This window comes from Streptomyces sp. NPDC051987 (assembly GCF_040680735.1).
GTDB lineage: Bacteria > Actinomycetota > Actinomycetes > Streptomycetales > Streptomycetaceae > Streptomyces.
This window is the reverse complement of record NZ_JBFAXI010000009.1, coordinates 139,279-156,359: the sequence shown is the minus strand read 5'-3', so window position 1 is coordinate 156,359 and position 17,081 is coordinate 139,279. Positions and strand designations below refer to the sequence as shown.

17 protein-coding genes, 1 tRNA gene and 1 pseudogene are annotated in these 17,081 nt (G+C 72.2%); 11 read left to right on the top strand and 8 right to left on the bottom strand.

Annotation, left to right across the window (positions count from 1 at the left end):
- From AB0M11_RS08070 to AB0M11_RS08055, 4 genes and pseudogenes are all read left to right on the top strand, one after another.
- Positions 1–694: pseudogene (locus tag AB0M11_RS08070) on the top strand (hypothetical protein); the annotation flags it as partial.
- A 2-nt stretch (positions 695–696) separates the two neighbouring features.
- The gene (locus AB0M11_RS08065) at positions 697–1,503 is read left to right on the top strand and encodes an N-acetylmuramoyl-L-alanine amidase (protein WP_365702590.1); all 807 of its coding nucleotides are present in this window, start codon (positions 697–699) and stop codon (positions 1,501–1,503) included.
- A gap of 19 nt (positions 1,504–1,522) precedes the next feature.
- Positions 1,523–1,744, top strand: a complete 222-nt coding sequence (locus AB0M11_RS08060; RefSeq protein ID WP_365702588.1) for a holin — start codon at positions 1,523–1,525, stop codon at positions 1,742–1,744.
- Entirely contained in the window at positions 1,744–2,004 is a 261-nt protein-coding gene (locus AB0M11_RS08055; protein ID WP_365702586.1) for a hypothetical protein, read from the top strand. The genes AB0M11_RS08060 and AB0M11_RS08055 overlap by 1 nt, the downstream gene beginning before the upstream one ends.
- A 53-nt stretch (positions 2,005–2,057) precedes the next feature.
- Here AB0M11_RS08055 and AB0M11_RS08050 read toward each other — a convergent pair whose 3' ends face one another.
- On the bottom strand, positions 2,058–2,813 hold the full coding sequence (locus tag AB0M11_RS08050) for a GntR family transcriptional regulator (RefSeq protein WP_365702584.1): 756 nt from the start codon (positions 2,811–2,813) through the stop codon (positions 2,058–2,060).
- A gap of 97 nt (positions 2,814–2,910) precedes the next feature.
- Between AB0M11_RS08050 and AB0M11_RS08045 the strand changes: the two genes are divergently transcribed.
- On the top strand, positions 2,911–3,141 hold the full coding sequence (locus AB0M11_RS08045) for a hypothetical protein (protein WP_365702583.1): 231 nt from the start codon (positions 2,911–2,913) through the stop codon (positions 3,139–3,141).
- A 217-nt stretch (positions 3,142–3,358) separates the two neighbouring features.
- Complete coding sequence (locus AB0M11_RS08040) at positions 3,359–3,550, top strand: hypothetical protein (RefSeq protein WP_365702581.1); 192 nt, start codon at positions 3,359–3,361, stop codon at positions 3,548–3,550.
- A 101-nt stretch (positions 3,551–3,651) separates the two neighbouring features.
- Here AB0M11_RS08040 and AB0M11_RS08035 read toward each other — a convergent pair whose 3' ends face one another.
- The 4 genes from AB0M11_RS08035 to AB0M11_RS08020 form a co-directional block, all read right to left on the bottom strand.
- Entirely contained in the window at positions 3,652–3,885 is a 234-nt protein-coding gene (locus tag AB0M11_RS08035; RefSeq protein ID WP_365702579.1) for a helix-turn-helix transcriptional regulator, read from the bottom strand.
- A gap of 534 nt (positions 3,886–4,419) precedes the next feature.
- Positions 4,420–4,492: transfer RNA gene (locus AB0M11_RS08030), tRNA-Arg, on the bottom strand.
- Between the two features lie 519 nt (positions 4,493–5,011).
- Positions 5,012–6,595 (bottom strand): IclR family transcriptional regulator C-terminal domain-containing protein, encoded by a 1,584-nt coding sequence (locus AB0M11_RS08025; protein ID WP_365702577.1) that lies wholly within the window; start codon positions 6,593–6,595, stop codon positions 5,012–5,014.
- Between the two features lie 464 nt (positions 6,596–7,059).
- On the bottom strand, positions 7,060–8,397 hold the full coding sequence (locus tag AB0M11_RS08020) for a M6 family metalloprotease domain-containing protein (protein WP_365702575.1): 1,338 nt from the start codon (positions 8,395–8,397) through the stop codon (positions 7,060–7,062).
- A gap of 282 nt (positions 8,398–8,679) precedes the next feature.
- Here AB0M11_RS08020 and AB0M11_RS08015 point away from each other — a divergent pair, with 282 nt between their 5' ends.
- The gene (locus AB0M11_RS08015) at positions 8,680–9,330 is read left to right on the top strand and encodes a TetR/AcrR family transcriptional regulator (protein WP_365702573.1); all 651 of its coding nucleotides are present in this window, start codon (positions 8,680–8,682) and stop codon (positions 9,328–9,330) included.
- A gap of 160 nt (positions 9,331–9,490) precedes the next feature.
- The gene (locus AB0M11_RS08010; protein ID WP_365702571.1) at positions 9,491–11,029 is read left to right on the top strand and encodes an MFS transporter; all 1,539 of its coding nucleotides are present in this window, start codon (positions 9,491–9,493) and stop codon (positions 11,027–11,029) included.
- Positions 11,030–11,090: 61 nt separating this feature from the next.
- On the opposite strand, the gene AB0M11_RS08005 is transcribed toward AB0M11_RS08010, so the two are convergent.
- Positions 11,091–11,603 (bottom strand): MarR family transcriptional regulator, encoded by a 513-nt coding sequence (locus tag AB0M11_RS08005; protein ID WP_365702569.1) that lies wholly within the window; start codon positions 11,601–11,603, stop codon positions 11,091–11,093.
- 149 nt (positions 11,604–11,752) lie between these two features.
- Between AB0M11_RS08005 and AB0M11_RS08000 the strand changes: the two genes are divergently transcribed.
- Entirely contained in the window at positions 11,753–12,541 is a 789-nt protein-coding gene (locus AB0M11_RS08000; protein ID WP_365702567.1) for a class III extradiol ring-cleavage dioxygenase, read from the top strand.
- A 22-nt stretch (positions 12,542–12,563) separates the two neighbouring features.
- Here the strand turns inward: AB0M11_RS08000 and AB0M11_RS07995 are convergent, their stop codons facing one another.
- Positions 12,564–13,079 (bottom strand): N-acetyltransferase family protein, encoded by a 516-nt coding sequence (locus AB0M11_RS07995; RefSeq protein ID WP_365702619.1) that lies wholly within the window; start codon positions 13,077–13,079, stop codon positions 12,564–12,566.
- A 242-nt stretch (positions 13,080–13,321) separates the two neighbouring features.
- Here AB0M11_RS07995 and AB0M11_RS07990 point away from each other — a divergent pair, with 242 nt between their 5' ends.
- Together AB0M11_RS07990 and AB0M11_RS07985 are read left to right on the top strand one after the other, a co-directional pair.
- Entirely contained in the window at positions 13,322–14,365 is a 1,044-nt protein-coding gene (locus tag AB0M11_RS07990; RefSeq protein ID WP_365702565.1) for a sigma-70 family RNA polymerase sigma factor, read from the top strand.
- Between the two features lie 582 nt (positions 14,366–14,947).
- Positions 14,948–15,541 (top strand): TetR family transcriptional regulator, encoded by a 594-nt coding sequence (locus AB0M11_RS07985; protein WP_365702617.1) that lies wholly within the window; start codon positions 14,948–14,950, stop codon positions 15,539–15,541.
- Positions 15,542–15,804: 263 nt separating this feature from the next.
- Here the strand turns inward: AB0M11_RS07985 and AB0M11_RS07980 are convergent, their stop codons facing one another.
- Entirely contained in the window at positions 15,805–16,776 is a 972-nt protein-coding gene (locus AB0M11_RS07980; protein ID WP_365702563.1) for a YafY family protein, read from the bottom strand.
- Positions 16,777–17,081: the final 305 nt, after the last annotated feature.

Here is a 17,081-nt window from a genome sequence, read left to right as displayed (position 1 = left end):
CACCAGCGCCGTCCACACGGTCCGCATCCCCGTCCTGGACCAGGGCAGCCTCGGATCGTGCACCGGCAACGCCGCCGAGGCGTTCGCCGGCACCGACCCGCTGTACGCGGCGATCCCCACCACGGTGAAGGCCCGGCCCACCGGCGACGCCGACGCGGACGAGACGCAGGCCGTCGCCCTCTACAGCGCCGCGACCCGCCTGGACAGCGTGCAGGGCGTCTACCCGCCCACCGACACCGGCTCGACGGGCGTCGCCGTCGCCAAGGCAGCGCAGAAGGCCGGCCTCATCTCCGGCTACCAGCACGCCTTCAGTCTCGACTCCGCCCTCAAGGCCCTCGCCGTGTCCCCGCTGATCGTCGGCGTCAACTGGTACGAGGGCTTCGACAGCCCCGACCCGAACGGCCTGGTCCACATCTCCGGCAGCGTCCGCGGCGGCCACGAGTTCCTCCTGTACGGCATCGACGCCGCCAAGCAGCGCGTCCTCGCCCGCAACTCGTGGGGCACCGGATGGGGCGCGAAGGGGCTGTTCTCGTTCTCCTTCGACGACCTCGGCCGCCTCCTGGACGAGGACGGCGACGCCACCCTGTTCGTCCCGCTCACCAGCCCGGCCCCCACGCCGACCCCGACGCCCACCGACGTGGACAAGGCCCTCGCTGCCTCCCTGCACACCTGGCTGACCGCGAAGGGACTGTGACCATGGCACTCATGCCCGGGGCCACCTTCATCGGCCCCACCCCGAACAAGCGCGTGGACGGCATGGTCGAGGTCCGCGGCCTCGTCCTGCACATCCAGGAAGGCACCGAGCAGGGAAGTGAGGCCTGGTTCAAGAACCCCGCCTCGCAGGCCAGCTCACACTTCCTGAACCCGAAGACCGGCGGCCTGCGCCAGCTGGTCGACACCAAGGACCGCGCCTGGGCCGAGGCCGACGGCAACGCCCACTGGATCTCGATCGAGAACGAGGGCTACGCCGGCGACTCACTGACCACCACCCAGCTCGAAAACGCCGCGCAGCTGCTCGCGTGGCTGCACAAGACCTACGCGGTGCCGCTGCAGTCGACGGACGACCCGAACGGGAAGGGCCTGGGCTGGCACGGCATGGGTGGGGCCGCGTGGGGCGGCCACACCGGATGCCCCGGCGACCCCATCAAGGCCCAGCGCGGCGCCATCATCGCGCGAGCCGAACAGATCCTCGGCGTCGACCAGAAGCCGCACGTCTCCCTCGCGCACGTGGTGTACGCCGCGCAGCACGACCCGCAGGCCGCCCAGGGCCACACCACGCACCAGGCCGACGTCCTCGTCGTCGAGCGCGCCCTGAAGGCCGAGGGCCTGCTCGCCGCGCAGTACGTCGACGGCAGCTTCGGCACCAAGACCGTCACCGCATACGCCCGCTGGCAGCGCTCGGCGGCCGGCGGCGGCTTCACCGGCACCGCCGCCGACGGCGTCCCCGGCAAGACCAGCCTCACGAAGCTCGCCGCCCGGCACGGCTTCACCGTCACCGACTGACCCGAAGGGAACCCCTGTCATGAAGTTCTTCGTCGATCTCGCCGAGCGCACCGTCGCCACCTACCTGGAGGCGTTCCTCGGGCTGCTCCTGGCGGGCAGCGTCGTCGACCTGTCCGCGGCCAAGGCCGCCGCCGTCGCCGCGATCCCGGCCGGGCTGGCGGTCGTGAAGGGCGCCCTGTCGGCATTCGTCGGCTCGCCCACCACAGCAGCCGCGCTCCCGGCCCGGAGAAGCGAGGCCTGATGGCGACGCCCGACCCGGGCGTGTTCATCAGCAACGCCCAGATGTATCAGGAGGTGAGGGACCTGGCTCAAGCGGTCAACCGCATCGAATCGAAGTTGGACAACATCCTCGACGACGCGAAGGACATCCGGTCGGACGTCCAGGACCACGAGCTCAGGATCCGCACCCTCGAACGGGCCCGCTGGCCATTGCCCACCATCGGCGCACTCGCCGGTATCGCCGGCGCTGCCACGGGTGTGATCGCTCTCCTCGGACGCTGACCGCGGCCCCGCTCTCCTTCGGGAGGGCGGGGCCGCTTTCGTCATGTCCGGGGTCAGTTCTGCTGGGGGACCTGTCCGTACACGGCGACCCACCGGTCCCCGCGCATCACGACGTCCGCCGTCTCCACTGGCCGTCCGGTGGCCTGGTCGTAGTAGGTCCGCTCGATCGCCAGCACTGCGGCAGGCGGCGTCATCCCGAGGCCCTGCGTCTCGCTGCGGGTGGCTGGTCGGGCCCGGACGCGTTCGACGGGGTCTCCGACGTCGATACCCAGCACCCGCATGCGCGCGGCCACTCCGACGCCGGCGTACGGGCCGACCTCGGGCAGCGCGATGAGGGACTGCCCGGTGACCGCGAGCGGCTCCCACGATTCGGCGAGCATCACTGGGCGGTCGTCGGCGAGGTAGACGTACGAGGTGTGCATCACCGGGTCCCCGGCTGTGATGCCGAGCCGTACGGCGGTCGCCTCGGTGGCTTTCTCGGTGGTGCTCTCGTGCTGCCACGTCCCGACGGCGCCCTGCTCGGCGGCGCCCTGCGCGAACGGTGAGTCCTCGCTGCGGCGGCGGTGCTGGCGGACGAGAAGCTCGGGGGTCTCGGTGCCGCGGACGTAGTGGCCGGCGCCGTGCCGGGACACCACCAGGCCTTCGTTGACGAGCAGCTTGTAGGCCGAGCTGGGGACGCTGTTGCTGCCGCCGTACTGCTCGATGAGTTCGGCGACGGAGGGTAGGCGGCTGCCTGGTGGGAGTTCGCCGCTCTCGATGCGGGCGCGCAGGTCGTCGGCTACTTGCAGGTACAGCGGCGTCTCGCTCACCGTCCGCCTCCTTCCATGTGACTTACGTGACAGAGTAGTGAGCCCCGGTCTACTCTCGTACGAGAGTCAGTCTCTCGCACGAGAGCGGGGATGAGCTGTGCCTGAAAGCAGATCGGCGTTACTTCGTGCCGCCCTGGAGAACGCCCTCGGCGGCCCGGTGGACGTGATCCCTGCGCAGCGCGGCGTACGGATAACCGCCCCCGCCCCGGCCGACACGGACTGGGACCGGTGGCACGCGGCAATCGGCATCCTGCGGCAGGCGGACAGCTGGGGCAGCCACAACTATGGTTCCGGCCCGCATCTCTGGGCTGAGGTGATCGAGCCGTGACGCCCCGGCCAAAGCCGCTCCCTGACGCGACCAAGCTGACGCGTCCGCAGCACAGCGGATGGGCCTGCGTCTGGTGCGCCAAGCCCCTCAAGGACGGGGCGGTTCCCGCCGGCCGGGCTGTGGGATTCATTGGCGCCCACGACCTGAGCATCGACGTGTACGCGCACCCCCACTGCCACCAGGCCGCTGGCCACTCCACAAGGTAAGGAGAGACGAGATGCCCTTCTGCGCCCGCTGCGACCGCCCCATCAAGGGCAAGCCCAGAAAGGTCGACAACATGTCCCCGTCTGGGCCCGGCAGCACCATCACCCTGTGCCCGGAACCGTGCCGGCCGCAGGTCCGGCCGCCGACCGCGCCGTCCGGCCTCGGCGCCCGTCCCTCCTACCGGGCGGACGGCACCCGCATATAGACGCTCGGCGCCTCCCCTGGGCGCCGGGTCGCGGCCAGGCTCCTCCGCCGGGGCCGGTCGCCGAGCCGCCGCAGGTCTCAACGCCGATGGCCTGCGGCGGCTCACTTCACCAGCTCCTCGACAGGGACGCCGAGTGCCCACGCGATGAGCAGCAGGTCTTCCAGGTCGGGGATGCGCTGGGCGTACTCCCATCGATGGATCGTGCGGTGCTCGCGGCCGATCCGCTCGGCGAGCTGGAGCTGTGTCAGTCCGGCCCGTAAGCGGGCGCTGCGGATGCGCTCGCCGATCTCCTGCCGGCGGGGGAGCAGCCAGTCAGGCGGGGGGTCCAGGGGCACCCGACCACGCTGTATGGATCATGGTCCTGTGTCTTTGCCCAGCCAGGCAAATTTAATGATCTTGCTAGCGGGTATTCCGCAGACACCGCCGCCGCCCTGCCTGAACTGGGCGGCGCGCGGTACCCAAGCGGCCGGAGGGCGTACGCGTCTCCGCACTATCCGGCCGTTAGACGCTGAGACTCGGTCAAGGCGTCCCGCCCCGGCGCGTCGTGCGCCGGGGCGGTTTACCTTGTAGACAAGAAGGCCCCCGCCGGCGACTGCGGCGGGGGCCTCTGTCTGCTCGGGCCACTCTCCCCAGCGGCGACCGAGCAGGATCCCGAGAGGCGCGTCTCAGGCGCGCGTGGGGAGACGTGCCTGCCCCTCTCGTGGGCGCAATGCTACGTGGCGGTTGAACATAGTCCAGTCCCCCGTACGGGTGAGCTGACTCAAGATCGCTGGGGGATGTGGCATCCATGTGGCAGTGGATCATGGAAGAGGCCCCCTGTTCGAATAGAACAGGGGGCCCGTACCCCTTCTGACCTGCTGCGCAGGTAGTGCCCCCGGCAGGATTCGAACCTGCGACACCCGCTTTAGGAGAGCGGTGCTCTATCCCCTGAGCTACGAAGGCCGGGGCCTGTAGGAGACCTTGTGGAACATCCAGGGTGTGGATCTTCGACGCGGAATACAAGCCCGCTGGTCAGACGTGGTGTGATGCTCTCCGCACGGTCATCTGAGCGGACAACGTCACGTACCAACGGCTGACCAGGGGTAGCTTAGCGGATGCGCGCCAGTCAGGGTCCTCGGTAGGGGGCCGGAGAGGAGGCGCGGGCTGGAGTGGCTCTGACCTGCGGGGTCTGCGGGGATCCTGCCGGTACGCGGCCACCTGGTCCCACAGCGCCCGCGCGGACCTCACGTGCTCCTCCGCACCGGGGTGTCGTCGGTTCGTACGAGGGACCAGCAGCGCACCCCGTCCCGTGCTGTCGGCGGCCGGCGTCCGCACGGGCACGTCGACGCCGGCCGTCCGCGCCCCGCCCTGCCGACCTCCCGTCGCCGGCACCGGCGACCGCAGGGCGGCGACCTCGGCGGCGGTGATGACGTCACCGGGCCGGTCGGGGGACTCACCGATGGTCACGGTCAACCGCAGCGATCAGGACAGCGGGACGCGCGTGAAGCGAGACGCGATGTGCAGGTCGTCCTGGATCCCGGCCGCCGTGGCGTGCAGGGCCGGCAGCACCTCGCTCACGCACTCCGCCAGGGTGCGGCGGGCCGCGTGGGTGGCCACGTTCACGGCGGCGACCGGGCGGCCCGTCCGGTCGCCCACCGGCACCGCGATCGAGCGCAGGCCCGACTCCAGCTCCTCGTCCGCCAGGGCGTAACCGGTGTGCGCGTCGAGCCCCAGCAGGGCCCGGCCGAGCGCCGTGCGGGCGGCCGGCAGCCGGGTGCCCACCGTGATGTCCACCGTCAGGACCCGGCGCGCGGCCGCCACCGCTACGTACTGGATCTCCGCCGGATCGGTCCCCGGGACCAGCACCGCCAGCGCCGTCGGCTCGTCGAGCCGGTCTGCGAGGGCGCGCAGCCGGGGGGCCGCGAGGCGGGCCAGGGTGGTGCGGGACAGCGGCGGGTAGCCCAGGGACAGCACCCGCGGGGTGAGGGCGAACGCGCGCCCGTCCGAGGCCACCAGGCCCAGGTGCTCGTACGTGATCAGGGCCCGCCGGGCCGTCGCCCGGGGCAGGCCCGTCGCCTTCGCGACGTCGGTCAGGGTCAGCGCCGACCGTCCCTCGCCGAAGGCCGTCAGCACGGTCAGGCCCCGGGCCAGCGACTCCACGAAGTCGCGGCCGAGTTCGTGCTTGGAGGCCGTGGTCCACAGGGCGAGCCCGGCGGGGGGCGGCCCCGGCTCCGCGGGCCGGGAGCCGGCCTCGCGCAGCTCCGCCTCCATCGCCGCGACGGCCGTGCGCAGCCGGGGGAGCAGGGTCTCGCGCAGGTCCGCGGCCGTGTGGCGGCTGGTGTGGCTGACGACGCTCGCCACGCACGCCACGCGTCCGGTCCCCGGATCGCGCACCGGGACGGACACCGCGACCAGACCCGGTTCGATCAGCTGGTCGTCCAGGGCCCAGCCGGTACGCCGGGTCTCCTCCGTCCGCGCCGCGAAGTCGTCGGCGGCGGCCGGACTCCGCGGCGGTACGGCCGGGAAGCCCGCGTCCGCCGGGTCCGCCGCGCGCCTCGCCCGCCAGGCTGCCCACTCCCGCTCCGTCCACTCGGCCGCGAACAGCGGGCCTGGGGCGGTCCGTTCGGCCGGCAGCAGGTCGCCGATGCGGAAGCTGACGGACATCGCGCGGCGCCGGGTCGCCTGGTGGATGAACCGGATGCCGTCCCGGTCGGCGACGGCGAGGGAGACCGACTCGTCCAGTTCGTCGGCGAGGGCGTCGGCGTGCGCGTCCAGCAGGGTGGGCAGGCGGAGGGCGGCCAGGTAGGCGTTGCCCAGCTCCATCACCCGGGGGGCGAGCACCGCGTCCCGGCCGTCGGGGCGGACGTAGCCCATGCGGGCGAGGGTCGCGGTGATCCGGTCCACCGTGGCACGGGCGAGGCCGGTACGCCGTTCCAGCGCGCTCGCGCTCAGCGTGCCGCCCGCCTCGGTCAGCGCCGCCAGCACCGCCACGCCCCGCATCAACGGCGTCACCGCCTCGACGGGCGGCTGGTGCGCCGCGGGGGAGGAGGGCAAGGGGGCGGTCATCGGCTCTCCGGCTCGGGTACGACGGTTCCCGCGACCTCCGTGCTCTCCGCAACGGACGACCACGGCGATCAGCGCAGGCCTACCGTAAACCGTGCCCCGCTACCCACCCCGGCCCACACCCCTGACGAACCACCGCCACCCCGTGCCCCGCGCCCCTGACGAACCACCGCCGCCCCCGTGCCCCGCGCCCCTGCCGAATTACCGCCGCCCCCGTGCCCGCGCCGCGCTGCTCCACGCCGTGCCGTCTGCCCAGCACCGCTCCGCGCCGCGCTGCCCCGCCGTCTGCCCTGCGCTGCCCCGCGCTGCCTCGCCGTCTGCCCTGCGCTGCCCCGCGCTGCCTCGCCGTCTGCCCTGCGCTGCCCCGCGCTGCCTCGCCGTCTGCCCTGCGCTGCCCCGCGCCGCCCCGCCGTCTGCCCTGCGCCGCCCCGCCGTCTGCCCCGCGCCGCCCCGCCCCGTCGTGCTCGCTACTTCCGGTTCACCCGTACCTGGTAGTTCCCCTCCCCGTCCACCCCCGTCACCAGCACCTCGATCCCGTGTGCGGGGTCCTTGAAGCTCTCGCCGGGGCCGAACGGGGCGTCGGAGAGCTCCGCCTGGACGTTGGGGCTGCGGGTGCAGCCGCCGCTGTCGCGGTGGGCGTCGTACACCTTGATCGGCCCGCGGCCGGTGTCGACGTTCGCGTCGACCTTGTAGACAAGGACGCCGGGACGGCAGACCTCCTCGTCGTTGCCCCCCTTGGTGCGCACCTCCAGGGCGTAGCCGGTGCGGGCGTCCACGGGGACGAAGACCAGTTTGCGGCCGCCCGGCCGGGACAGCGGGGTGACGGTGTACTCGGTGCTGCCCCCGGCCGCCGCGCAGCTGACCTGGTCGGCGTCGAGCCAGCCCAGCTTCCACTTGTGCCAGGCGAGGAGGTCGTTGTCGGCGCCCCAGTCCTCGCTCATGATGTCCCAGTGCCCGACCGCGCCCCCGCCCTCCTGGGTGTAGAGGTCGGGCAGGCCGAAGACGTGGCCGTTCTCGTGGGGGAGGACCCGGTAGCCGGTGCGGGCGTAGGAGCCGGAGCCGTCGTCCTGGCGGGAGTAGACGAACGAGGCGTTGGAGACCGGCGTGCCGTCGGCGACCGGGGCGTCGCCGTTGCCGGCGAAGGTCACGGACAGCACGGTGTCCAGGGCGGACGGACCGGCGTTCGGGGTGACCAGCACGTTCAGCAGGTCGTACGACCGGAAGTCCACGTCCGGGTCGGCGGCGGCCACGATGTCCTGGACCAGCTGCCGGTAGCCGGGGTCGAAGGGGGCGCCGCGCTCTATGCCGTACGCGCTGAACGGCTTCGGCATCCGCAGCCAGTGGTCGATGGGCGCGACGGGCCGGTAGTCGAGCTTGCCGTAGGAGGCGGTGCGGAACCAGTCCTGGGTCTGCGGGAAGAACTCGTGGTAGCGGTCGAGCGCGCTGCCCTGGCCGGGCGCGTCGGGGAAGTCGACCATCAGGGTGAGGGCGTGCACCGTGCCGGTGGAGCGGGAGTATCCGCCGGGGGTGGGGACGCCCTCGGTCATCTGGATGTCGCGGCCGCCGCTGATCATGCAGGGGCCGTAGACGGAGTTGCGGGCCAGCGCGATCGGGCCGGCGCCGGCCGGTGCGGGGGCCGCCGTGAGGTGCCCGGTGCCGGCCGAGGTGCCGACCGCGAGGATCAGCGCGGCGACGGCGGCGAGGCAGACCGCACGGCGGTGGGGTATGCGGCGGGGCGGCCGTATCCCGCGGTTCGGGGCGGCGCGACGGACCGGCGGTCTACGGCGGCTGGGCTGCGGCTGCATGCAGGGACCTTTCGCGCCACGGCAGCCGCCGGTCTCCGGCTGCACCCTTTCGATCACCCTGGGTCGACGGGGCGGCTGACGCGCGCTGGAGGGGCCGATCGTGGGACGCCGGGGCCCGTGCCGAACCGGGCCCGAGGCAGCGAAGAGATGTGACCCACGTCACATGAAATGAAGGGAAGGTGCGGAAATAACCGGGGACCGTCTCCCCGTTTAGACCTGTGTCAGCGCGAAACGGGGAGGGTCTCCCCGGATCGCGGAAAGTCCACAGACCAGGAGTGCGCCGTGCAGACCGCGACCGCCCTTCCCGCCGTGCGCAAGGCACCCCGGCCCCGCGCCGACGCCCTGCGCAACCGGGAGCGGATCGTCACCGCCGCCCGCGAGATGTTCACCGAGTACGGCCCCGACGTGCCGCTCGACGACATCGCCCGCCGGGCCGGCGTCGGCAACGCCACGGTGTACCGCAACTTCCCCGACCGTGACGCGCTCGTCCGCGAGGTCGTCTGCTCCGTGATGGACCGGACGTCGGAAGCGGCCGAGCTGGCCCTCACGGAGACCGGGGACGCCTTCGAGGCGCTGGAGCGCTTCGTGCACGCCTCCGCCGACGAGCGGGTCAGCGCGCTGTGCCCGATGGTCTCCAGCACCTTCGACAAGAACCACCCTGATCTCGAAGCGGCGCGTCAACGGTGCGAGCAGCTCATCGAGCAGCTCATGGACCGTGCCAAGGCGGCCGGACAGCTCCGTCCGGACGTGGGCGTCGGCGATCTGATGATCGTCGTGTCCCAGCTCAGCCGACCCCCGTTCGGCACCGACTGCCTGGTCAGTGACCGCTTCGTCCACCGCCATCTGCAGCTGTTCCTGGACGGACTGCGGGCCCCGGCCCGCTCCGCCCTGCCGGGCACGGCCGTGACCATGGAGGACCTCCGCCAGGCCTGACCAAGCCGCGAACCACCGATCAGTTCGGGACCGTCCGCCGGTCCACATCAGGTGGCGCCGCCCGCACACCGCGGCGCGCCGCGTCCGTACCGCACGCACCACCGATTCCGTACCGCACGCATCGCTTTTTCCGTCACGAAGTCACGAAGTGGGTACCCCCATGTCTGCAACAGCCGCACAGGCTCCCGGCGCACCGGCACCGTCCGGTGATGCCAACCGCTGGAAAGCGCTGGTCTTCATCGCGCTCGCCCAGCTGATGGTCGTCCTCGACGCCACCATCGTGAACATCGCGCTCCCCTCCGCCCAGACCGACCTGGGCATCTCCGACGGCAACCGGCAGTGGGTCGTCACCGCCTACGCCCTCGCCTTCGGTGGTCTGCTGCTCTTCGGCGGCCGGATCGCCGACCTGTGGGGTCGCAAGCGGGCCTTCGTCACAGGCCTGACCGGCTTCGCCGCCGCCTCCGCGCTCGGCGGCGCCGCGACCAGCGGCGCCATGATGTTCGGCGCCCGTGCCCTCCAGGGCGTCTTCGGCGCCATGCTCGCCCCGGCCGCGCTCTCCCTGCTCGCCGTGATGTTCACGGACGCCAAGGAGCGGGCCAAGGCGTTCGGCATCTACGGCGCGATCGCCGGTGGCGGCGGCGCCGTCGGCTTCATCCTCGGTGGTGTGCTCACCGAGTACCTGGACTGGCGCTGGACGTTCTTCGTGAACATCCCGTTCGCCATCGTCGCCGCGCTCGGCGCGTACTTCGTCATCCGCGAGCCGGAGGGCGGCCGCAACCGCAACCCGCTCGACATCCCCGGCGTGCTCCTGTCCACCCTGGGCCTGGTCTCGCTGGTCTACGGCTTCACCCGCGCCGAGTCCGACGGCTGGGGCGACGCCACCACCGTCGGCCTGTTCGTCGCCTCCGCGGTGCTGCTGGTCGCGTTCGTGGTCACCGAGGCGCGGGTCAAGGCCCCGCTGCTGCCGCTGCGCGTCGTCCTGGACCGCAACCGCGGCGGCATCTACCTCTCCCTCGGCATCGCGATCATCGCGATGTTCGGCACCTTCCTCTTCCTGACCTACTACCTCCAGGTCATCAAGGGCTTCTCGCCGATCAAGACCGGCTTCGCCTTCCTGCCGATGATCGCGGGCATGATGGTCGGCTCCACCCAGATCGGCACCCGGCTGATGACCCGGGTCCCGGCACGGGCGCTGATGGGCCCCGGCTTCCTGGTCGCCGCGGGCGGCATGCTGGTCATGACCCAGATCGAGATCGGCTCCTCGTACGCCTCGACGATCCTGCCGGCCATGGTGCTCCTCGGTCTCGGCATGGGTACGGCGTTCATGCCGGCCATGTCCCTGGCCACGTACGGCGTCGAGCCGCGGGACGCCGGTGTCGCCTCCGCGATGGTCAACACCTCGCAGCAGGTGGGCGGCGCCATCGGCACGGCGCTGCTGAACACGATCGCCGCCTCCGCGACGACGTCGTACATCAAGGACCACATCGCGACCGCGACCTCCAAGTCGCAGCAGCAGCTGGTCCAGATGGAGGGCGCGGTGCACGGCTACGCGAACGCGATCTGGGTCGCCGTCGGCATGCTGGTGCTGGCCGCGGTGATCGTGGTGAGCCTCGTCAACGCCGGCAAGCCGGACACCACCACCGTGTCCTCCGGTGCGGGCGCGGAGGACGAGGCGGCGGTCCCGGTGGTCGCCCACTGAGCCTCTGAGCGACCGGCCGCAAGACCCCAGGGGTACCCGCACGCGGGCCTGTCCCGGCTCCTCAGCGGAGCCAGGGCAGGTCCGCGCCCGCTTCGTCGGGCTGCAGGCCCTCGGCGACGATCTGCATGATCTCGCCGAGGGCCTGCTGCTGTTCCGGCGTCAGCCGCTCGAACAGCGCCTGCCGTACGGCGGCCACATGGCCCGGCGCGGTGCGCCTCAGCACCTTGGCGCCCGCGTCGGTCAGGACGGCGAACTGGCCCCGCTTGTCGGAGGGGCAGTCCTCCCGGCGCACCCAGCCGTTCTTCTCCAGGCGGGCGACGGCGTGCGAGAGCCGGGACCGGGTGATCTTCGCCCGCATCGCCAGCTCGGTCATCCGCAGCTGCCGGCCGGGCGCCTCGGCGAGTCCGACGAGCAGGCCGTAGTAGATGTGCGGCATCCCCGCGTCCCGCTGGAGCTGACGGTCCAGATGGTCCTCCAGCAGGGTGGTGGCGTGCAGGTACGAGCGCCAGACGTGCTGTTCGTGGTCGGTGAGCCAGCGGCTCTGCGGGGTGGCGGGGTCGGATGCCGTAGTCATGTGTCCCACTGTACGAGGCACCTCCTTGAATATTAAACAAGTGGGGCGTAGGGTCGACGAGAAAGCTTGAGAGTTAAAACAGAGTTCACTGGAACGCAGTTACCAGGGGACCGGGAAGGCAGCCCGGCACCCCGGAGGGAGTCGCCGCAATGTCCGCCGCACCGGAGCGTATGCCCGCCCTTTACCTGAGTCACGGCGCGCCGCCGCTCGCCGACGACCCCGTCTGGCCCGGCGAACTCGCCGCCTGGAGCGCCGGCCTGCCCCGCCCCAAGGCGATCCTGATGGTCTCCGCCCACTGGGAGGAGGCGCCCCTCGCTCTCGGTGCCGTCCAGACCGTCCCCCTCGTCTACGACTTCTGGGGCTTCCCGGAGCACTACTACCAGGTCCGGTACGCGGCCCCCGGCGCGCCCGAGCTGGCCGAGTCGGTGCGCAAGCTGCTGCGCGCCCCCGGCACCCCCGTGCAGGACATCCCGGACCGCGGTCTCGACCACGGCGCCTACGTGCCCCTGGTGGAGATGTTCCCGGCCGCGGACATCCCTGTCCTGCAGATCTCCATGCCCACCCTCGACCCGCGGCGCCTGATGGAGATCGGCCGCAGGCTCGCCCCGCTGCGCGACGAGGGCGTACTGATCGTCGGCTCCGGCTTCTTCACCCACAACCTGGCCGCGCTGCGGTACGCCGGCAACGGGGTGCCCTCCTGGTCCTCCGAGTTCGACGACTGGGGACACCGGGCCCTGGAGAACCGCGACTGGGACGCCCTGCTGGACTTCCTGGACAAGGCCCCGGCCGGCCGCTACGCCCACCCCCGCACCGAGCACTTCGCCCCGCTCTTCGTCACCATGGGCGCGGCCGAGGCGGGCGGCGAGCTGGACACGCAGAAGTCGGTGATCGACGGGTTCTGGATGGGCATGGCGAAGCGGTCGGTGCAGTTCGGCTGAGCCGCTCGCCGTTCCCGCCGGGCTAGAGCGGCCGCTCGTACCAGGCGACGTCCCAGTAGCGGCCGAACTTGCGGCCCACCTCGCGGAACGTGCCGACGTACCGGAAGCCGAACCGTGCGTGCAGCCGGGTGGACGCCTCGTTCGGCTGCGCGATGCCCGCGTAGGCGCGGTGCAGGTCCTCCTGTGCGAGCGCCTCGAAGAGGGCCCGGTACAGGAGCGTGCCGACACCGCGCCGGCCGGCGCCCGGGGCGACGTAGACCGTCACCTCCACCGAGGTCCGGTAGGCCGGTTTCGCGCGGTGGGGGCTCGATGTGGCGTAGCCGAGAATCTCCTGTGAGTCCGCGACCGTGGCAACCATCAGGCGGTACGGGCCGTCTTCCGGGTGGGAGAGCAGCCACGGACGACGCTCTTCCGGCGTGAAGGTCACCGTGTCGAATGTGATGGGCGTCTCACGAACGTAGTGGTTGTAGATCTCCGTGAGGGCTTCGAGGTCCCCCTCGACTCCCGGTCTGACCTGCACCTCTGCACGTTCCTCCAGCACCGCGCCTCCTCACGTGGTCGGACAGGGTACTGCATGATCAGAAAATCCGGGGGGCGGCATGGGAATTCTGTCCGGATTCCAGTCGTTGTTTCCTTCAGATGCCGGGCACTCGACGACAGTCCGAGGAGTTCCAGGAGTGGAGTTCCGAGGCGCTGCCGAGGGCGCGCCGAGCATCCGCTGAAGGACCGAGAAGAACCGAACAGGACCACCCGCCCGCCCACCATCGCAAGGGAGCAAGCATGGCAACCCGTGCCGTCGCCCGTCGTCAGTCCGCCACTGGGGGCACCTCCCAGGCTTTCGGCTCTGGTGGAGAGACGGCCGACTCGGCAAGCAGTGTTCGCGCCCGTGGCGTCCGCGGCCACGGCGGCGAGATCGCCGACCGCGATCTGGTCGGCATGTACCTCGACGAGATCGCGCGCACACCGCTCCTCGACGCCGCCAAGGAAGTAGAGCTGTCCCAGACCATAGAGGCGGGTGTGTTCGCGCGGCAGGTCCTCGACGGCGAGGAGGAGTCCGCGTCGGACGCCACCCGCGAGGAGCTGGAGGCGCTCGTCGCCGCCGGTGAGCGGGCGAAGGACGTCTTCATCCGCTCCAACCTCCGCCTGGTGGTGGCCGTCGCCCGGCGCTACCCGAGGAGCGGCCTGCCCCTGCTCGACCTGATCCAGGAGGGGAACGCCGGCCTGGTGCGCGCGGTCGAGAAGTTCGACTACCGCAAGGGCTTCAAGTTCTCCACGTACGCCACCTGGTGGATCCGCCAGGCGATCACCCGCTCCATCGCCGACCAGTCCCGGACCATCCGGCTCCCCGTCCACCTGGTGGAGGAGCTCGGCCGGATCCGCCGGGTCCAGCGCGAGTTCAACCGGGAGAACGGCCGCGACCCGGAGCCCGCCGAGATCGCCGCCGAGCTCGGCTCCACGCCGGAGCGCGTGGTCGACGTGCTGGACTGGGCCCGTGACCCGGTCTCGCTGAACATGTCGGTGGACGACGAGGGCGAGACCCAGTTCGGCGACCTCCTGGAGGACACGTCGGCGGTCAGCCCCGAGCAGTCCGTCCTGACCCTGCTGCGCAGCGAGGAACTGGACGACCTGATCGGCCGCCTGGACCAGCGCACGGCCTCCATCATCAAGATGCGGTACGGCATCGAGGACGGCCGCGAGCGCACGCTGACCGAGGTCGGCAAGGAACACGGCCTGACCCGCGAGCGCATCCGGCAGATCGAGAAGCACGCCCTGCTGGAGCTGAAGAAGCTGGCCCGCTCCACCGGGTTCGAGCCAGCCGCGTAAGGGGGTATGCGGGGGGCACGCACGAATGGGTCCCGCGCGACGGCGCGCGGGACGCCCCTCACGCCGGGCGCGTGCGCCGGGTGGCGGAAGACGGCGCGAACATGGCGCGGTACCGCCGCTTCGGGGTTCGCGTGCAGGGAACAACCACCGCGGGGGCCAGGAATCCGAGGGCCCCGGTCACGACCGCAGGTCGCCCGCTCGCCGCGGCCGACCACTGACGCACCACTGACAGCGCTGACGGCGACTTCGACGCGCTGTCCACGAGCCACGTCCCGACGCACCATCCCCCCGGCGCCGGGACTCTCCCAGAGCCGGGCTCCGGCGCCTGTCCCCCCGGGCGGCCGGAGCCCGGCTCCACACTGCGCACCGGCGGTGGCGGTCCGCGTTCGCCCGCGGCCGAGGCGCCGGTCATGCTGAGACGGTGGTTCACCCCGTACCTGAACCACGGGGTGAACCACCCGGATGGCAGATTCTGCCACAGCGGCATAGCCTGCCGGGGTGAGCACCCCCAGCACCGGCGACACCCCGGCGCGGGGCCCCGCCCCCCTCTCCCTCACGGAACGGCGCAAGGCGGAGACCCGCATGGAGATAGCCCGTGCGGCCGCGGGCCTGTTCGTCCGGCGGGGCCTGCGGGCCACCCGCGCCGAGGACATCGCGCAGGCCGCGGGCATCGCCCCGCGCACGTTCTACCGCTACTTCGCCACGAAGGACGAGGCGATCGCCCCGCTCTACTCGGCCGGCGCCCAGCGGTGGACGGAGGCGGTACGGACGGCCCCCGCGGCCCTCTCCGTCCCCGAGGCGCTGGAACACGCGGTCCGTCGCACCCTGACCCCGGGCGCGGGGGTCTCCACGGCCTCCTGGGAGTGGGTCCGCACGCTGATCCACCTGGCCGACACCAGCCCGGCCCTGCGCAAGGTGTGGGCGGAGGTGTGCCAGTCCTCGGACCGCCTGCTGACGTCGATCCTGGCGGAACGGACGTCCACCGCCGTCGACAACGTTGCCCCGCCGGCCCATCTCCGCTTCGCGGCGGCCGTGGCCGGCGCGGCGGTGCGAGCGGCGGTCGAATCCTGGTCGGCGGGCACCGCCGACCCCACGGGCCCGGAGGGCCCGGCGGCCCTGGCCCTACGCAACCTGGAGGCACTGCGGGGGTTCGCGTGGGACGGGGTGGGCGGGTAGCGGCAGCGGTTCGACTGCGGGCCGGTGGGGCTGGTCGCGCCCACGCGGCGGAGCCGCATATCGGATACAGCCCCGCGCCCGTTACGGGCCCCGTCGTAGCCGCGGGCAGTCGTGCCTCCCCTAGTGCCTCAAGGGCCTGGGAGGTGCTCCCAGGGCGGCACGGGTGGGCGCTGGGGGTCCCCCCGGCCGAAGGCTGGGGGGAGGCACCCTGCCAGCGCCGGTAATCGTCCCCACCCCCCCCGCGGCCCCCCACCCCAGCCCCCTCACCCACCCCCGGCCCGGCTCAGTCGGCCCCCCAACTCCCGCACGCTCGCCACCAGTTCCACCGGCTCCCGCACCGCGAACTCCCACCCCAGCATCGCCAGCCGCACCGCCAGCCACTCCACCGGATCCGCGCTCTCCCCCCGCACCACACACCAGCCGTCCCTCGCCCCCTCCTCCTCCGGCGTCCCCAGCCACCCCGGCAGCCGCGCCGCCACCTCCTCCACCGCCCCGGCGAACGAAACGACGAACCGGTACGTCTCGTGCTGCCGCCCGATGGACCGCCGCAGGTACTCCGCCGCACTGCCCGTCGGCAACTCCCGCGGAGCGAACCGCGCCCCGGTCGCGAACGGCTCGCTCACCCGGTCGACCCGGAACGTCCGCCAGTCGGCGCGCTCGACGTCGTACGCCACGAGGTACCACCGCTGCCCTGTCGACACCAGCCGGTACGGCTCCGCCTGCCGACGCGTCTCGCTCCCGTCCGCGGCCCGGTAGGTGAACCGCAGCCGCTCCCGCGCCGCGACCGCCGACGCCATCACGGTCAGTGTCCCGGGCGCGATGCTCGCCCCGTCCCCACTGGTCAGCGGCGTGGTCGCGGCCTGCAACGTGGCCACCCGGTGCCGCAGCCGGGCCGGCAGCACCTGCTCCAGCTTCGCCAGCGCCCGTACCGACGCCTCGTCCACCCCCGCCACGGCGTGCCCCGCACCGGCCCGCAGCCCGACCGCGATGGCGACGGCCTCCTCGTCGTCGAGCAGCAGCGGCGGCATCGCCTTCCCGGCGACCAGCCGGTATCCCCCGTCGGACCCCTTGCTGGCCTCCACGGGATACCCCAGCTCCCGCAGCCGGTCGATGTCGCGCCGCACCGTGCGCCGGGACACCCCGAGCCGGTCGGCCAGCTCGCCGCCGGGCCATTCGCGGGGCGTCTGGAGGAGAGACAGCAGCTGGAGCAGCCGAGCCGGGGTGTCCGTCGTCATGCGTCGAGGATGCCGTACCAGGAGGACAGCGTCTGGCCTGATGCGAGAGGGGGCGACTGGACGCTCTTGATCCGGTAATGACACCTTATGCACCGAACACTCCGACTTCGACCGCCGGACGTGCGCAACTTGGCTGTCCCATAAGGAAACTGACAGGGTGTGGGGGTGTGACCGGACCGGGGCGCGGTGGCCTTGTTCACTAATCGACATTTGAGGGCGCGGGGCGGTGGGGGGGGGGGGTTGGGCGGGGGGTGAACGCCGCCCCCCCCCCCCCCCCCGGATTGGTGGGGCGGGGTGGGCTGGCC